Below are 15027 nucleotides of genomic sequence, written 5' to 3'. Positions count from 1 at the left end.
GTCAGGTGGACGACGGGAGCGGTGTCTCCCGGCCGGGTGAGGAATCTCCCGGCGGCCTCGGCATCCCGGCGACGGGTTGTGCCGTCGGCCCGTGCGCCGTTGCCCGTCCGTGTCATCTCCCTCTGCCGCCCCGGAGTCCGCGCCCCAAGCGCGAGGAGAACCCGGGTGTTCACCGGCATCATCGAAGAGCTCGGCGAGGTCGTGTCGATCGAGGAGATCGGCGACTCCTCGCGGATCCGCCTGCGCGGCCCGGTGGTCTGTTCGGACGCGGGTCACGGGGACTCCATCGCGGTCAACGGCGTCTGCCTGACCGTCGTCGACGCCCCGGAGGAACTGGCCGCGGGCACCGGAGAGTTCAGCGCCGACGTGATGGCCGAGACGCTGCACCGCTCCAGCCTCGGCGAGTTGGCGCCCGGCTCCCGGGTCAACCTGGAGCGCGCCATGGCACTCGGCGCCCGGCTCGGTGGCCATCTCGTCCAGGGCCATGTCGACGCCACCGGGCGGCTGTTGGGCCGCGAGCCCGGCGAGCGCGACGCGAACGGCGAACTGCGCTGGGAGGTGCTGCGGTTCTCGCTGCCCGGCACCATCTCCCGCTACCTGGTGGAGAAGGGTTCGATCACGGTCGACGGCGTCAGCCTCACCGTGGTGGAGGCCGCCCGGGACAGCTTCACGGTCAGCCTCATCCCGGCCACCCTCGCGCTGACCACGCTCGGCGCCAAGGCGGTCGGCGAGAGCGTCAACCTGGAGGTGGACGTGCTCGCGAAGTACGTCGAGCGCCTCCTGGAGTCCCGCATCCTGCCCGACCTGACGATCGACGGAACCCCGGGGGAGTCCAAGTGAGCTGGCTCAGTGGAGAGGCGTTCACCGTTCTCGGTGAACACGTGAAGTGGGCCGACATGTTCGGCAACCTGCTCGGTTTCGCCGGCCTGGCGCTCGGCTGGCGCCGCTCGGTCTGGAGCTGGCCGGTCCAGCTGCTGTCCGGCGCGGTGCTGATCGCCGCGTACCTGGGGGGCCACGTCCCCGGCCTGATCGGCAAGCAGCTGATCGTGATCGTCACCGCGGCCTGGGGCTGGTCGCAGTGGCGGCGGGGCCGCCGCGACGGCGGCACCATCGCCGTACGGTTCGCCCGTTGGCCCGAGCGGCTCGCGCTGGCGGCCGGCACCGCGGTCGGCACGGTCGCGCTCGCCCTGCTCTTCACGTCCTTCCCCAGCCTGTCCTGGAGCCCCTGGTCGGACGCCTACATCTTCGTCGGCACGCTGGCCGCGATGGTGGCCCAGGCGCGGGGCTGGGTGGAGTTCTGGTTCGCCTGGGTCGCCGTCGACGTGGTCGGCGTGCCGTTCGCCTTCGACAGCGGCTACACCTTCTCCGGCCTGACCTACTCCGTGTACTTCGTCCTGGTGCTGCTCGGCCTGCGTTCGTGGTGGCTGAGCACCCGGGAGCCGCGCGCCACGTCCGCCACCGTCCCGCAGGGAGCCACGGCATGACCGAGAACCAGTCCGACAAGGGCACCACCGAGGCCGAGCTCGTCCTCGACCCGGTCGAGCGGGCGATCGCCGACATCGCCGTCGGCCGCGCGGTGATCGTGGTCGACGACGAGGACCGCGAGAACGAGGGCGACATCGTCTTCGCCGCCTCCGCGGCCACCCCCGAGCTGATGGCCTTCACCATCCGCTACAGCTCCGGCGTGATCTGCGCCCCGATGACCGGCGAGGAGCTGGACCGCCTCAAGCTCCCGCCGATGACCCAGGTCAACGAGGACCGCAAGGGCACCGCGTACGCCGTGTCGGTGGACGCCCGGGAGGGGGTCGACACCGGCATCTCGGCCGCCGACCGCGCCCGCACCGTCCGGCTGCTCTCCTCGGCGGGCACCGAGCCCGGCGACCTCACCCGCCCCGGGCACGTGTTCCCGCTGCGCGCCGTCGAGGGCGGCGTGCTGGTCCGCCCCGGCCACACCGAGGCCGCCGTCGACCTGGCCCGGCTCGCCGGGCTGGCGCCGGCCGGCGCGATCGCCGAGGTGGTCAACGACGACGGCACCATGGCCCGACTGCCCGAACTGCTCGCCTTCGCCCGCGAGCACGGCCTCGCGATCATCTCCATCGAGGACCTGATCGCCTACCGCCGCCGCACCGAGCTGCACGTCGACCGGGCCGCCGTCACCGCCCTGCCCACCGCGTACGGCGAGTTCACCGCCGTCGGCTACCAGGGCACCATCGACGGCGTCGAGCACATCGCCCTGGTGGCCGGCGGCCTGGAGGCCGCCGGACGGCTGCCGGACGGGGAGGACGTCCTGGTGCGGGTCCACTCCGAGTGCCTGACCGGCGACGTCTTCGGCTCGCTGCGCTGCGACTGCGGCCCGCAGCTGGAGGCCTCGCTGGAGCGGATCGCCGAGGCCGGCCGCGGCGTGGTGCTCTACCTGCGCGGCCACGAGGGCCGGGGGATCGGGCTGGCCCACAAGCTGCGCGCGTACGAGCTGCAGGAGCAGGGGCGCGACACCGTCGACGCCAACCTGGACCTCGGACTGCCCGCCGACGCCCGCGACTACAGCATCGCGGCGCAGATGCTGGTGGACCTGGGCGTCCGCTCGCTCCACCTGCTCACCAACAACCCGCACAAGCTGACCGCGCTCACCGAGCACGGCCTCAAGGTCAAGGGGCGCGAGGCGGTCGAGATCACGCCGGGCGAGCACAACCTGCGCTACCTGCGCACCAAGCGCGACCGGATGGGCCACGACCTGCCCGGCCTCGGCTCCTGAACCCACGACACCCGCACGACGACCCCTCACCGGCACGACCCACACCCACACCCACACCCACACCCGCACGACGACCCCTCACCGGCACGACCCACACCCACACCCACACCCGCACCCCGCACCCCGCACGACCCACACCGCACGAGAGAACGGACCCGGAACATGAGCGGCCACGGAGCCCCCGAGCTGACCATCGAAGGCGCCGCCGACCTCAAGGTCGCCGTCATCGCCGCCCAGTGGCACGACAAGGTGATGAACGGCCTGCTGGACGGCGCCCACCGCGCGCTCAAGGAGCTGGGCATCGCCGAGCCGACCGTGCTGCGCGTCCCCGGCACCTTCGAGCTGCCGGTCGCCGCCAAGCGCCTCGCCGACGGCGGCTACGACGCGGTGGTGGCCCTCGGCGTGGTCATCCGCGGCGGCACCCCGCACTTCGACTACGTCTGCCAGGCCGCCGCCGTCGGCCTCACCCAGGTCAGCGTCGACACCGGCGTCCCGGTCGGCTTCGGCGTGCTGACCTGCGACAACGAGGAGCAGGCGATCGACCGCGCCGGGCTGCCGGGCTCCGCCGAGGACAAGGGCCACGAGGCCGTCACCGCCGCCGTCGCCACCGCCGCGGTGCTGCGCGCCGCGCTCTGACGGCATCCCGTACGGTCCCGGACCGTGGACGTCCACCGGACTGTCCACGGTCCGGGACCGTTTACCGTCCGCCCGCCCGCACGCCGTAAGGTGGCCCCATCATGGCTTCGAAGACATTCGAGGAGCTCTTCGCCGAGCTCCAGCAGAAGGCCGCCGCCGGCGACCCCTCGTCCTCCCGCACCGCGCAGCTCGTCCAGCAGGGCGTCCATGCGATCGGCAAGAAGGTCGTCGAGGAGGCCGCCGAGGTCTGGATGGCCGCCGAGTTCCAGTCGGACGCGCAGACCGCGGAGGAGATCTCCCAACTCCTCTACCACCTTCAGGTGATGATGATCGCCCGTGGGCTGACGCTCGACGACGTCTACAAGTACCTCTGATTTCCGAGCACCCCGAACGACTCCCGCTCCGCGGAGCACCCCCCTCCCGACAGGTAAGGAAGCAACCTCCCATGCTGCGCATCGCCGTCCCCAACAAGGGTTCGCTCTCGGGTCCCGCGGCGGAGATGCTCCATGAGGCCGGCTACCGCCAGCGGAAGGACCCCAAGGAGCTCGTCCTCGTCGATCCCAACAACGACGTGGAGTTCTTCTTCCTCCGCCCCCGCGACATCGCCGTCTACGTCGGCTCCGGCCGGCTGGACGTCGGCATCACCGGCCGCGACCTGCTGCTGGACTCGCACTCCAACGCCGAGGAGGTGCTCGCCCTCGGCTTCGCCGGGTCGACCTTCCGCTTCGCGCGTCCGGAGGGCGTGGCGGTGGAGGACGTCAAGGGCCTGGAGGGCCTGCGGATCGCGACCTCGTACACCGGCCTGGTCGAGCAGCACCTGGCCGACCACGGGGTGAAGGCGACGGTCACCAAGCTGGACGGCGCGGTCGAGACCGCGGTGCAGCTCGGCGTCGCCGACGTGATCGCCGACGTCGTGGAGACCGGCACCAGCCTGCGCAACGCCGGCCTGGAGGTGTTCGGCGAGCCGATCCTGGTGTCCGACTCCGTGGTGATCCGCCCCAAGGGCGCGGGCGAGGACGCGCGGGTGGAGCAGTTCCTGCGCCGCCTCCAGGGCGTGCTGGTGGCCCGCCGCTACGTGCTGATGGACTACGACATCCGCGCCGAGAGCGTCGGCGCCGCCGTGGCGCTCACCCCCGGCCTGGAGTCCCCGACCGTCTCGCCGCTGCACACCGAGGGCTGGGTCGCGGTCCGCGCGATGGTGCTCCGCAAGGAGGCCCAGCGGATCATGGACGACCTGTGGGGCATCGGCGCCCGGGCCATCCTGGTCACCAACATCCACGCCTGCCGCCTCTGACCCGCTCGCGGGCTCGCGGCTAAAGAACGGTTCAATGGGGTGGGGACGTCGGCCGGCGTCCCCACCCCATCGTGCTGCCGCCGCACCCAGAGCCATCCAGAACCACCCAGCGCCATCCCGAACCATCCAGCACCATCCCGAACCATCCAGAGCCGTCCAGAACCGTCCGGAGATCCACGTGTCCACGCCGCCCGTCGAGTTCCCCGTCACCTGGGCGCCGCGCCGCACCCGCGCCCTGCTGCTGCCGGTCTGCCTCCTGCTGGTGGTGCTGTTCGCCGTGCTGGCCGTGCTGCTCCCGGAGAACTGGCAGCTCAACGACCGGATCATGATGACGGGCAGCGGCGTGCTGTTCGCCGCGGTCGGCCTGATGCTGGCCCGCCCCCGGGTGAGCGCCGACCGGGACGGTGTGACGGTGGTCAACTTCGTCCGCCGCCGTCGGCTCGCCTGGGCGCAGATCGTCCGGGTCAACTTCCGCCAGGGCGACCCGTGGGCGAGCCTCGACCTGGCCGACGGCACCTCGCTCGCCGTGGTCGGCATCCAGTCCGGTCTCGGCAAGGCGCAGGCGATCGCGGACGCCCGTGCGCTGCGCGACCTGGTCGAGCTCCACGCCAAGGTCTGACACCCGGGGGTGCACGGCCCCGGACCTGCGGGTTCCGGTGTCCGGCGGGTCCGAACTGGCTTCCCGGGTCCGTCCGGCTATGGTCTACGCTGGTAAAAGCGGGGCAAAGCCGCCCGGCCCGACATGCGACCGACCGCACTGACTTGAGGAGTGACACTCCCCCTCGATGGACGATCCGTCCGGTAGTACCTGCGCCGCCCCACTTCCGGCCCCCGGAAGGCGGGCGGCTCTGTGATCACCGCCTGGCTGCTGTTGTTCGCAGCCGTTCTCCTGATCCTCGCCAACGGCCTGTTCGTGGCTGCCGAATTCGCCTTCGTGACCGTCGAGCGCGGTTCGGTGGAACGCTCCGCGGAAGCGGGCGACGCCCAGTCCCGCCGCGTCTCCAAGGCCCTGCGGCACCTCTCCTTCGAGCTGTCCGGCGCCCAGCTCGGCATCACCGTCACCTCGCTGGTGGTCGGCATGCTCGCCGAGCCGGCCCTGTCGACCCTGCTCGAGCCCGTCATGTCCGGCCTCGGCGTGCCCGACTCGGCTGCCCGCGGCGTGGCCGTGGTCGTCGGCATGGTGCTGGCCACCGTCGTCCAGATGGTGATCGGCGAGCTGGTCCCGAAGAACTGGGCGATCTCCCGACCGCTCCAGGTGGCCCGCGCGGTCGCGGCCCCGCACATGGCCTTCTCGTTCGTCTGCCGCCCGCTGATCAGCTTCCTCAACGGCGCCGCCGACCGCACCGTCCGGGCCTTCGGCATCGAGCCGCAGGAGGAGCTGGGTCATGCCCGCACCCCGGCCGAGCTGGTCTCGCTGGCCCGGCACTCGGCCAAGGCCGGCGCGATAGACGAGGAGTCGGCGACCCTGTTCGTCCGCACTCTGGGCCTGAGCGAGCTGACCGCCGAGTCCGTGATGACCCCGCGCCTCGCCGTGTCCGCGCTCCAGCGCGACGCCACCGCCTCCGACGTGATCAACCTGACCAGGGCCACCGGCCTGTCCCGCTTCCCGGTCTACGCCGACAGCCTGGACGAGGTCACCGGCATCGTGACCCTCAAGGACGCCCTCGCCGTCCCGGCCGCCCGCCGCGGCATGGTGCGGGTCGGCGAGCTGGCCGCCCCGCCGCTGCTGGTGCCCGAGACCCTGCCCGCCGAGCGGCTGCTCGACCGGCTGCGCCGCCTCCAGCCGATGGCCATCGTGGTCGACGAGTACGGCGGCACCGCCGGCGTCGTCACCGTCGAGGACATCGTCGAGGAGATAGTCGGCGAGGTGCAGGACGAGCACGACCCAGACGACCACCCCGAGCTGTTCCCGCTGCCGCCCGTCAACGGCCTGCCGGTCTGGGAGGCCGACGGCCGTGCCCGGATCGACCAGTTGGAGAAGATCGGCCTGAACGCCCCCGACGGACCGTACGAGACGCTGGCCGGCCTGGTCGCCGACCTGCTCGGCAAGCTCCCCGAGGTGGGCGAGCAGGCCGAGCTGCCCGGCTGGCGGCTCACCGTGACCGGCGTCGACCGCCACCGCACCAGCCAGGTCCGGGTGGAGCGCACCGTCGCACCCGGGATGTTCGACGAGGACGGGGGCGACGTCCGATGACCGCCCTCCAACTCGCCGTCGCCCTCCTGCTCCTGCTGGGCAACGCCTTCTTCGTCGGCGCCGAGTTCGCCGTCGTGTCCGTGCGCCGCAGCCAGATCGAGCCGCTCGCCGAGGCCGGCCACAAGCGCGCCCGCACGGTGCTGCACGCGCTCTCCAACGTGTCCGCGATGCTGGCCGCCGCCCAACTCGGCATCACCGTCTGCTCGCTGGGCCTCGGTGCCCTCGCCGAGCCGACGATCGCCGCGCTGCTGGAGGGCCCGTTCCACGCGATCGGCGTCCCGTCCGGCCTGATGCACCCGCTCTCGTACGGGATCTCGCTCGCCGTCGTGGTCTTCCTGCACATGGTGATGGGCGAGATGGTGCCGAAGAACATGGCGATGGCCGGCCCCGAGAAGGCCGCGCTCTGGCTCGGCCCGCCGCTGGACCGGCTGGCCCGCTGGCTCACCCCGGTGATCCGGCTGCTGAACGCCTTCGCCAACGGCATCCTCAGGCTGTTCCGGGTCGAGGCCAAGGACAAGGTGGAGTCGGTGTTCACCACCGAGCAGCTGATGTACCTGCTGGTCGACTCCCGGGACGCCGGCCTGCTCGACGAGAAGCGCCAGGAGCGCCTGGAGGATGCCCTGGAGCTGGGCCGCCGCCCGGTCACCGAGGTGCTGCTCAAGCCCGAGCAACTGGTCACCGTGGACACCAAGGCGACCGCCGCCGAGGTCGAGGAGCTCGCCCTGCGCACCGGCTTCTCGCGCTTCCCGGTCACCGACGGAGACCCTGCGGGCCAGGGCTACCTCGGTTACGTGCACCTCAAGGACATCCTCGACGTGGAGGACCCGTCGGCGCCGATCCCGGCCGGCCTGTGGCGGCCGATCACGGTGCTGCGCGGCGGCCTCCCGCTGGACGACGCCCTCGGCGCGATGCGCCGCGCGACCTGCCACCTGGCCGCCGTGCTGGACCAGGACGGGCGCACGCTCGGCGTGGTCATGCTGGAGGACGTCCTGGAGGAGCTGGTCGGCGAGATGCACGACCCGGACCACCGCGCGACCGCATAGCCGCACGACCGCGAAACGGCCTAGCTGCGTAGCCGCATGACTGCATGACTGCATGACTGCATGACCGCGCGACCGCGCGACCGCGCGACCGCACAAGCGCCTGGCCGGGAACCCCGGGCCCCGGGGTTCCCGTTTTCGCTGAGGGCGTGTTCGCTCCCGGCGATTCTGCCCAGAGCATTCAGCTGTTCCATGCCGGCCATCCTCGGAGCAGGGTGGTCGGCATGAGACTTCTCCTGCTGGGTGGAACCAAGTTCGTCGGACGGGTCATCGCCGAGGAGGCGTTGGCCAGGGGATGGGAGGTGACGGCCCTCAACCGGGGCACACAGCCCGCTCCCGAGGGCGTCACCGTGGTGAAGGGCGACCGCACGGCCGAGGACGGACTCGCGGCGCTGGGCGCGGGCGAGTGGGACGCGGTCGTGGACACCTGGTCCTGGGCCCCGGCGGCGGTGCGCGACAGCGCCCGCGCCCTGAAGGGCCGGGTCGGCCACTACTCGTACATCTCCAGCCGGTCGGTGTACGAGTACCCGCTGGTCGGCCACGCGGACGAGTCGGCGCCGATGGTGGCCTCCTCGCCGGACCTCACCGGCGAGGTGCCCTACGCCGAGGCCAAGCGCGGCGCCGAACTGGCCCTCGAAGCGGAGTTCGGCGGGCAGGCCCTGCTGGCCCGCGCCGGGCTGATCCTCGGCCCGCACGAGGACATCGGTCGGCTGCCCTGGTGGCTGAACCGGATCGCCCGGGGCGGCCCGGTGCTCGCCCCCGGGCCGCGCGGGCTGGCGCTGCAGTACATCGACGTCCGCGACCTCGCCGGGTGGACGCTGGACGCCGCGGTGGCCCGTCTCAGCGGCCCCTACAACGTGGTCAGCCCGTCCGGCCACGCCACGACGGGCGAACTCCTGGAGGCCTGCGTCACGGTCACCGGTTCGGATGCCGAGCTGCGCTGGACCGATCCCGAGCGGATCCTCGCGGCGGGCATCGAGCCGTGGACCGAGCTGCCGATCTGGCTGGCACCCGGCGAGCTGTACGACTTCCTGCACACCGGCTCGGTCGATCGTGCCGTCGGCGCCGGGCTGCGCTGCCGTCCGGTCGCGGAGACGGTCGAGGACACCTGGGCCTGGCTGCGGTCGATCGGCGGCGTCGCCCCCCAGCGCTCCGACCGGATCACGGTCGGGCTCGACCCCGAACGGGAGGCCGCGCTGCTCAAGGGCTGACCCTCCGGCCAGCGAGCGGGGCGGCGCGAGCAGGGAGCCGCGGGCCGGGGGCCGGGGCCGGGGTTCAGCCGCGGCCGTCGATCAACTCCCCGTACGCCTGGACGAGGTCCGGCAGGCGCAGGGTGGCCAGGTCGTCCCGGCCCGGCGGTTCGCGCAGCAGCGACAGCCGCAGGTCCCGGTAGGCGCAGGACTTCTCGTACAGGGTGCGGATGAACCGGCCGTTGCCCAGTTCGTCGATCCAGCCCTCGCGGACGACGTGGGTGCAGATGCTGGCCAGCTCCTCGGCGGCGTCCTCGTCCCAGCCGTCGCCGTCCCGGCCGGCCAGTGCGGCGCCGATCGCGGTCAGTTCGCCGGGGCGGTAGCTCGGGAAGTCGACGCGGGTGGTGAAGCGGGAGTTGAGGCCGGGGTTGGTGGCGAGCAGCCGGTTCATGCCCTCGGGGTAGCCGGCCAGGATCACCACCAGCCGGTCCCGGTTGTCCTCGGCGCGCTTGAGCAACACCTGGAGCGCCTCGTCGCCGTACGCGTCGCCCTTGGCGTAGCCGGAGTTGGAGAGGCTGTACGCCTCGTCGATGAACAGCACGCCGTCCAGGGCGGAGTCGATCAGCTCGTTCGCCTTGACGGCGGTCTGGCCGAGGAACTCGCCGACCAGGTCGGCTCGTTGGGCCTCCACCAGGTGGTCGCCGGAGAGCAGGCCGAGGGCGTGGAAGACCCGGCCGAGGATGCGGGCCACGGTGGTCTTGCCGGTGCCGGAGGGGCCGGAGAAGACGAAGTGGCGCTTGGGCGGCTGGACCGGCAGGCCCTGCTCGGCCCGTAGCCGCGACATTCTCAACTGAGCGGAGAGCGCCCGCACTTGGCGCTTGACCGGCTCCATGCCGACCATCAGCGAGAGTTCGGCCAGGGCGGCGTCCAGCTCGCGCTCGTCGCGGTCCGGCCGGGGGGCGGGTGCGGCGGCCGTCCGGGGCTGCGCCCGGCCGCGAACGGGTAGCGGCGGGGGCACGGTGGGCCCGGCCGGGGCGCCCGAGCCGGAGCGCTCCCCGGCGGCCTGCGGCGCAATGTCGTCCACCGGGGCGCCGTCCACCGGGCCGGCATCCACCGGACCCGCGTCCACCGAGGGCCCGCCGCTCAGCACGCCGCCATTCGGCGCGACGTCGCTCAGTACCCCGTCGCTCAGCACCCCGTCACCGGAGACGGTCGCGCCGCCCTGTCCGGCCACGTCCGCGAACTCCTCGTCGTAGCCGCCGCCGTTCGGGAACTCGCTCTCCGGCCCCGGCCCGGCGTTCTCCGCCCCGCCCGAGCGCCCGCCCGTCAGCAGCCCGTCGACGAGGCCGTCCACGAGCCCGTCCGCGGCCCCGTCGGCCAGTCCGTCAACCACTCCGTCCGCCAGCCCGTCCGCCAGCCCGTCCTCGGCCGAGATGGCCGCCAGCCGCGCCGCGGTGTCCATGAACGCCGGATCCGCCCGGTGCACCGCCCGGTACAGCGGCAGCGCCGCCGCGCTGCGCCCGGCGCCCTCGTACGCCCGCGCCAGCCAGTACCGCAGCTCCTTGCGCTGCGGCTGCTCGGAGCGGCAGCGGGCCAGTGAGGCGGCCAGTGGTGCCTGCGCCTGCGCGCACATGTCCAGCCGCACCCGGGCCATGCCGGCGAACAGTCCGGCCTCGATGCCGAGCGCGGGGTCGTCCAGCAGGCGGTCGGTGTCCCGGATCAGTTGCTCCCAGTCCTTGAGCAGGTAGGAGCGGCAGGCGTACAGGAACCGGGCGGACGGGTCCTCGCTGGGTGCCGGGCACTGCTCCAACGCCCGGTCCAGTTCGGCCAGGTGGCGGCCGTCGAGCCAGTGCGAGGCGTGCGCCAGCGCGAGGTCGCGGGCGTCCTCGAGCACGGGCTGCACCCACCAGCCGAGCCAGTACCAGGAGCTGAGCGACCGTCGGTGCAGCCGCCGTTGCTCGCCGAACCGTTTCTGGTGGCGGTACATCGCCAGCAGCGCCGCCGAGGTGTCGCTGCGCAGCGCGTGCAGGCCGAGCCAGGCGTCGGCCATGCCGGGGTCGAGCCGGACGGCTGCCCGGAACTCCTCCTCGGCCCGGGCGTACGCGCCGGCCGTGTAGGCGTCCATGGCGCGCAGCCAGGCCCGGTCGGCGAGCTGGTCCGGGCCGCCCGCCGTGCTGTCCGAACTGTCCACCGTCGTCACTCACGCCCCCCGCGGTGTGGCCCGGGGCTCGGCCGGCGGTCGCCTGCGCGCAGCCTGGCCGGTGGTCGTCGAGCCCCTGCGGCGCATATGCGCCCACCAGGAATCGTACCGGCGCCCGGCTGATCCGGAAGGGTGCCTCAGGGGGTCAAATGCGATCGCGCGGGCGGCTGTTGAGCGGCCGGGTGCCGAAACGGGCGGCGCGGGAGCGAGATTCGGAAGGGGACCGGACGACGCCCCCGGCTCACGGGGGAACAAGCCGGGGACGTCGGGTCCGAGGCGGCCGGACGTTTTCGTTCCGGCGGCTGAGGAAAACCTAAATCCTGGTGATGTCGCAGGTCAAGGCGCTTGTTGAAGGTTCACCCACCGTGCCCGGCACGATCCGGCCGGTCACCCCGTCGACCCGGGTCGCGGCGTACGGGCGGCTCGGGTCGACGGCGAAATGCGCCGATTCGGCCCGGGCCCAGCCCGCCCAGAACCCGGCCAGATCCGGACCGTCCCGCTCCTCGCCGCGCCGGCGGGCCGAATCGGCGTCCAACTCCATCCAGATCACCCGGGCCAGCCACGGCCGCACCGCCCGACGCCCAGAGCCGACCCCCTCGACCAGCACCACCGGGGCGGCCGGCACCCCGGCCGTGCCCGCGAAGCGGCGCAGCGTCCAGTCGTACACCCGGTACGCGGCGTCCCGGCCGGCCGCCAGCGGCTCCAGCACCTGCTCGCGCAGCCGCCCGGTCCACTCGAAGGGCTCGGTGTGGGTGGCCAGGTCGTCGAGGTGGACCACCGGCGCCCCGCCGAGCGCCGCCGCCAGCCGCCCGGCGAAGGTCGTCTTGCCGGAGCCCGCGTGCCCGTCCACCGCGACCAGTCGCACCGGCCCGCAGGAGGGCGGCAGTGCGCGCAGCTCCGCGGCGAGCGTGTCCAGCCCGTCGTCGGGGGTGTGCCGAGCGGGGGAGCGGAGGGTTCCGGAAGCAGCCACAACGTCAACCCTACGGTCCCGTAGCCCACCACTGCGGCCAGTTCATCTGTGCAGGTCGTGACGGCGGCGCGGGTTTCGGGCATACTCGCCTTCGCCACGACTGTGAACGGCCGTTCACCGCAATCCGGTGCCGGTCGGGCCGACCTGCCACACCCGCGCCGGACCGGCCACCATCTCGGTCCTGCGCCCGATCGAGGAGGCGACCGCCGCCATGACCCCCTCCCCTGTGAAAGCCGTGGAGCGCCAGCTGCCCAGTGAGGAGGCCCGCGAGCTGCTGAACCTCACCCGGGACCTGGTCCAGCGCGAGCTCCGGCCCCGCGCCGCGCAGGACGAGGCCGCCGGCCGCTTCCCCCGGGAGGTCTTCCGCACCCTCGGCGAGGCCGGCCTGCTCTCCCTCCCGTACGACGAGGAGTACGGCGGCGGCGCCCAGCCCTACGAGGTGTACCTGCAGGTGCTGGAGGAGCTCGCGGCCGGCTGGCTGGCGATCGGCCTCGGCGTCAGCGTGCACACCCTGTCCTGCCACGCGCTGGCCACCTTCGGCACCGACGGGCAGCGCGACGCGTGGCTGCCCGGCATACTCTCCGGCGAGCAGCTCGGCGCCTACTGCCTCTCCGAGCCGCAGTCCGGCTCGGACGCCGCCGCCCTGCGCACCCGCGCCGACCTCGACGGCGACGCGTACGTGGTGAACGGCACCAAGGCGTGGATCACCCACGGCGGCCGGGCCGACTTCTACAGCGCGCTGGTGCGCACCGGCGAGCAGGGCCCCAGGGGCATCAGCTGCCTGCTCGTCCCCGGCACCCAGGAGGGCCTGTCCGCGGCCCCGCCGGAGCACAAGATGGGCATGAACTCCTCGCCGACCGCGCAGCTGCACTTCGACGGCGTCCGCGTGCCCCGCGAGCGGCTGATCGGCGAGGAGGGGCAGGGCTTCCAGATCGCGCTCGGCGCGCTGGACTCCGGCCGCCTCGGCATCGCCGCCTGTGCGATCGGCGTCGCCCAGGCCGCGCTCGACCTCGCGGTCGACTACGCCCGCACCCGGCGCCAGTTCGGCCGCCCGATCGCCGAGTTCCAGGGCCTGTCCTTCATGCTCGCCGACATGGCCACCCAGATCGAGGCCGGGCGCTCGCTCTACCTGTCCGCCGCGCGCCTGAAGGACGCGGGCCGGCCGTTCTCCAAGGAGGCGGCGATGGCCAAGCTGTTCTGCACCGACACGGTGATGCGGGTGACCACCGACGCCGTCCAGGTGCTCGGCGGCTACGGCTACACCCAGGACTTCCCGGCCGAGCGGTTCATGCGCGAGGCCAAGGTGCTGCAGATCGTCGAGGGCACCAACCAGATCCAGCGCCTGGTGATCGGCCGCCACCTCACGAACGGCTGACGCCCCGGGAGGGCCGGACGCGCCGCGCCGTCCTGACGCCTTCCCCCTACACGGCCTCCGGCCGTCACTCCAGGGTGCGGAGTGACGGCCGGAGGCGTTCCTGGCGGTGTGCGGTCCCGCCCGCGCGGGGCGGGCGGCCGCAGGCGGACGAGGGGTCGGTGCGGGACGAGGGCCGGTGCCGGCCGGGCGGTCAGCGCCGGACGAGGCGGCGGCGCTGCTCCGGAATGGCACGGAGCGCGGAGACCGTCGGGGCCGAGGGGATGACGGGCCCGGCCAGGCCGACGGTGGTGATCCGCACCGGGCAGTGCGCGACCATGTGCGAGAACGGCTGGGTGCGCCAGTCCAGTCCGGTCGGGAGCTTGAACAGCGCCTCGAGCGCGGTCGACTCGGCGTCCGCCGGGGCCTCCACCTCCGCGAGGTCGTCGGTCGGCGTGCCCGATCCGGGGCAGACCGCGGGGGTGAAGGGGTTCCAGGCGGTCGGCAGCACGGCGTGCTGCGGCAGCCGCTCCTCGTCCGCCACCAGGGCGATCGGGCGGCGGCACTCGGGGCAGTGGACCCGGAAGATGTCCCAGGTCTCGGCCTCGCCAGGATCGGTGCCCGGCGTGGGGGCGACCGCGAAGTCGTCGCGGCCGGTCATATCGTCGGTCTCGTCGGCGCCCAGCACACGCTGGTCAGTAGCAGGCATGAGGATCCCCCTAGGATCGGGCCCGGCGTGGTCATCCAGGGCCACAACCAGCACTTCCCTGTGATCCGGACTCATAATCCTGCGCCGTTCCGCACCGTGATGCACCGGGTGTGTCCTTGGCCACATCCACTGCCACATTCACCCGGCACGTGCCTCCTGACACCTGCGATCCCTTCCCGTGCCACCTCGTGCGCCCCCCGTGCTCCCGACCGGGTAGGTTTGCGGACCGTGGAGGATCTCGACCAACGCATCGTCCAGCTGCTCCTTGAGGACGGCCGGATGAGCTACACGGACCTGGGCAAGGCCACCGGCCTGTCCACCTCGGCGGTGCACCAGCGAGTGCGCCGCCTCGAACAGCGCGGGGTGATCCGCGGCTACACCGCGATCATCGACCCCGACGCCGTCGACCTGGCGCTGACCGCGTTCATCTCGGTCAAGCCGTTCGACCCCAGCGCCCCCGACGACACCCCCGACCGCCTGGCCGGCCTGCCCGAGATCGAGGCCTGCCACAGCGTGGCCGGCGACGAGAACTACATCCTCAAGGTCCGGGTCGGCGCCCCCGGCGACCTGGAGGACCTGCTCGCCCGCATCCGCAGCGCCGCCGGGGTCTCCACCCGCACCACCGTCGTCCTCTCCACCCCGTACGAGGCACGCCCCCCGAAGCTCTGAGGTCAGGGCGGCGCGCAGCGGC

At 73.0% G+C, this 15027-nt stretch carries 15 protein-coding genes; 12 read left to right on the top strand and 3 right to left on the bottom strand.

Annotated features, from left to right (window positions below; all coding sequences use genetic code 11):
* Positions 1-165 precede the first annotated feature (165 nt).
* The 10 genes from AC0B61_RS25025 (at position 166) to AC0B61_RS24980 (ending at position 9127) form a co-directional block, all read left to right on the top strand.
* Positions 166-840 carry a riboflavin synthase gene (locus AC0B61_RS25025; protein WP_471742969.1) on the top strand — a complete coding sequence of 225 codons (675 nt, stop codon included), beginning with the start codon at positions 166-168 and terminating at the stop codon, positions 838-840.
* Positions 837-1484, top strand: coding sequence for a nicotinamide mononucleotide transporter family protein (locus AC0B61_RS25020; RefSeq protein ID WP_471742968.1), 648 nt, complete (start codon positions 837-839; stop codon positions 1482-1484). Before AC0B61_RS25025 ends, AC0B61_RS25020 begins: the two co-directional genes overlap by 4 nt.
* Positions 1481-2752, top strand: a complete 1272-nt coding sequence (locus AC0B61_RS25015) for a bifunctional 3,4-dihydroxy-2-butanone-4-phosphate synthase/GTP cyclohydrolase II (RefSeq protein ID WP_471742967.1) — start codon at positions 1481-1483, stop codon at positions 2750-2752. Before AC0B61_RS25020 ends, AC0B61_RS25015 begins: the two co-directional genes overlap by 4 nt.
* A gap of 162 nt (positions 2753-2914) precedes the next feature.
* Positions 2915-3388 (top strand): 6,7-dimethyl-8-ribityllumazine synthase, encoded by a 474-nt coding sequence (ribH, locus tag AC0B61_RS25010; protein ID WP_471742966.1) that lies wholly within the window; start codon positions 2915-2917, stop codon positions 3386-3388.
* A gap of 101 nt (positions 3389-3489) precedes the next feature.
* A complete protein-coding gene (locus AC0B61_RS25005; RefSeq protein ID WP_471742965.1) occupies positions 3490-3762 on the top strand; it encodes a phosphoribosyl-ATP diphosphatase in 273 nt (90 codons plus the stop codon).
* A gap of 71 nt (positions 3763-3833) precedes the next feature.
* Entirely contained in the window at positions 3834-4682 is an 849-nt protein-coding gene (gene hisG, locus AC0B61_RS25000) for an ATP phosphoribosyltransferase (RefSeq protein WP_030242546.1), read from the top strand.
* Positions 4683-4860: 178 nt separating this feature from the next.
* Positions 4861-5301 (top strand): PH domain-containing protein, encoded by a 441-nt coding sequence (locus AC0B61_RS24995; RefSeq protein ID WP_471742964.1) that lies wholly within the window; start codon positions 4861-4863, stop codon positions 5299-5301.
* Positions 5302-5532: 231 nt separating this feature from the next.
* Positions 5533-6876 carry a hemolysin family protein gene (locus AC0B61_RS24990; protein WP_471742963.1) on the top strand — a complete coding sequence of 448 codons (1344 nt, stop codon included), beginning with the start codon at positions 5533-5535 and terminating at the stop codon, positions 6874-6876.
* Positions 6873-7919, top strand: a complete 1047-nt coding sequence (locus AC0B61_RS24985; RefSeq protein WP_471742962.1) for a hemolysin family protein — start codon at positions 6873-6875, stop codon at positions 7917-7919. The genes AC0B61_RS24990 and AC0B61_RS24985 overlap by 4 nt, the downstream gene beginning before the upstream one ends.
* 221 nt (positions 7920-8140) lie before the next feature.
* Entirely contained in the window at positions 8141-9127 is a 987-nt protein-coding gene (locus AC0B61_RS24980; RefSeq protein ID WP_471742961.1) for an NAD-dependent epimerase/dehydratase family protein, read from the top strand.
* Positions 9128-9191: 64 nt separating this feature from the next.
* Here AC0B61_RS24980 and AC0B61_RS24975 read toward each other — a convergent pair whose 3' ends face one another.
* Together AC0B61_RS24975 and AC0B61_RS24970 are read right to left on the bottom strand one after the other, a co-directional pair.
* A complete protein-coding gene (locus AC0B61_RS24975; RefSeq protein ID WP_471743048.1) occupies positions 9192-11231 on the bottom strand; it encodes an AAA family ATPase in 2040 nt (679 codons plus the stop codon).
* 388 nt (positions 11232-11619) lie between these two features.
* Positions 11620-12276, bottom strand: a complete 657-nt coding sequence (locus AC0B61_RS24970; RefSeq protein WP_471742960.1) for a uridine kinase family protein — start codon at positions 12274-12276, stop codon at positions 11620-11622.
* A 211-nt stretch (positions 12277-12487) separates the two neighbouring features.
* On the opposite strand from AC0B61_RS24970, the gene AC0B61_RS24965 reads away from it, so the two are divergent.
* Entirely contained in the window at positions 12488-13651 is a 1164-nt protein-coding gene (locus AC0B61_RS24965; protein ID WP_471742959.1) for an acyl-CoA dehydrogenase family protein, read from the top strand.
* A 190-nt stretch (positions 13652-13841) separates the two neighbouring features.
* Here AC0B61_RS24965 and AC0B61_RS24960 read toward each other — a convergent pair whose 3' ends face one another.
* Positions 13842-14336 (bottom strand): hypothetical protein, encoded by a 495-nt coding sequence (locus AC0B61_RS24960; protein WP_471742958.1) that lies wholly within the window; start codon positions 14334-14336, stop codon positions 13842-13844.
* A 228-nt stretch (positions 14337-14564) separates the two neighbouring features.
* Between AC0B61_RS24960 and AC0B61_RS24955 the strand changes: the two genes are divergently transcribed.
* On the top strand, positions 14565-15005 hold the full coding sequence (locus AC0B61_RS24955) for an Lrp/AsnC family transcriptional regulator (RefSeq protein ID WP_030058365.1): 441 nt from the start codon (positions 14565-14567) through the stop codon (positions 15003-15005).
* The last annotated feature ends 22 nt before the right edge of the window (positions 15006-15027 follow it).

The sequence above is a fragment of the Kitasatospora sp. NPDC023385 genome, from assembly GCF_055664045.1.
Note: the sequence above shows the minus strand (reverse complement) of the source record. Positions and strands in the feature narration are given on the sequence as shown.

Excerpts from the sequence above, each read along its gene's own strand:
- AC0B61_RS25015 (WP_471742967.1), top strand. The coding sequence starts at position 1,481 with ATGACCGAGAACCAGTCCGACAAGGGCACCACCGAGGCCGAGCTCGTC.
- ribH (WP_471742966.1), top strand. The coding sequence starts at position 2,915 with ATGAGCGGCCACGGAGCCCCCGAGCTGACCATCGAAGGCGCCGCCGAC.
- AC0B61_RS25005 (WP_471742965.1), top strand. The coding sequence starts at position 3,490 with ATGGCTTCGAAGACATTCGAGGAGCTCTTCGCCGAGCTCCAGCAGAAG.
- hisG (WP_030242546.1), top strand. The coding sequence starts at position 3,834 with ATGCTGCGCATCGCCGTCCCCAACAAGGGTTCGCTCTCGGGTCCCGCG.
- AC0B61_RS24985 (WP_471742962.1), top strand. The coding sequence starts at position 6,873 with ATGACCGCCCTCCAACTCGCCGTCGCCCTCCTGCTCCTGCTGGGCAAC.
- AC0B61_RS24980 (WP_471742961.1), top strand. The coding sequence starts at position 8,141 with ATGAGACTTCTCCTGCTGGGTGGAACCAAGTTCGTCGGACGGGTCATC.
- AC0B61_RS24975 (WP_471743048.1), bottom strand. The coding sequence starts at position 11,231 with ATGGACGCCTACACGGCCGGCGCGTACGCCCGGGCCGAGGAGGAGTTC.
- AC0B61_RS24965 (WP_471742959.1), top strand. The coding sequence starts at position 12,488 with ATGACCCCCTCCCCTGTGAAAGCCGTGGAGCGCCAGCTGCCCAGTGAG.
- AC0B61_RS24960 (WP_471742958.1), bottom strand. The coding sequence starts at position 14,336 with ATGCCTGCTACTGACCAGCGTGTGCTGGGCGCCGACGAGACCGACGAT.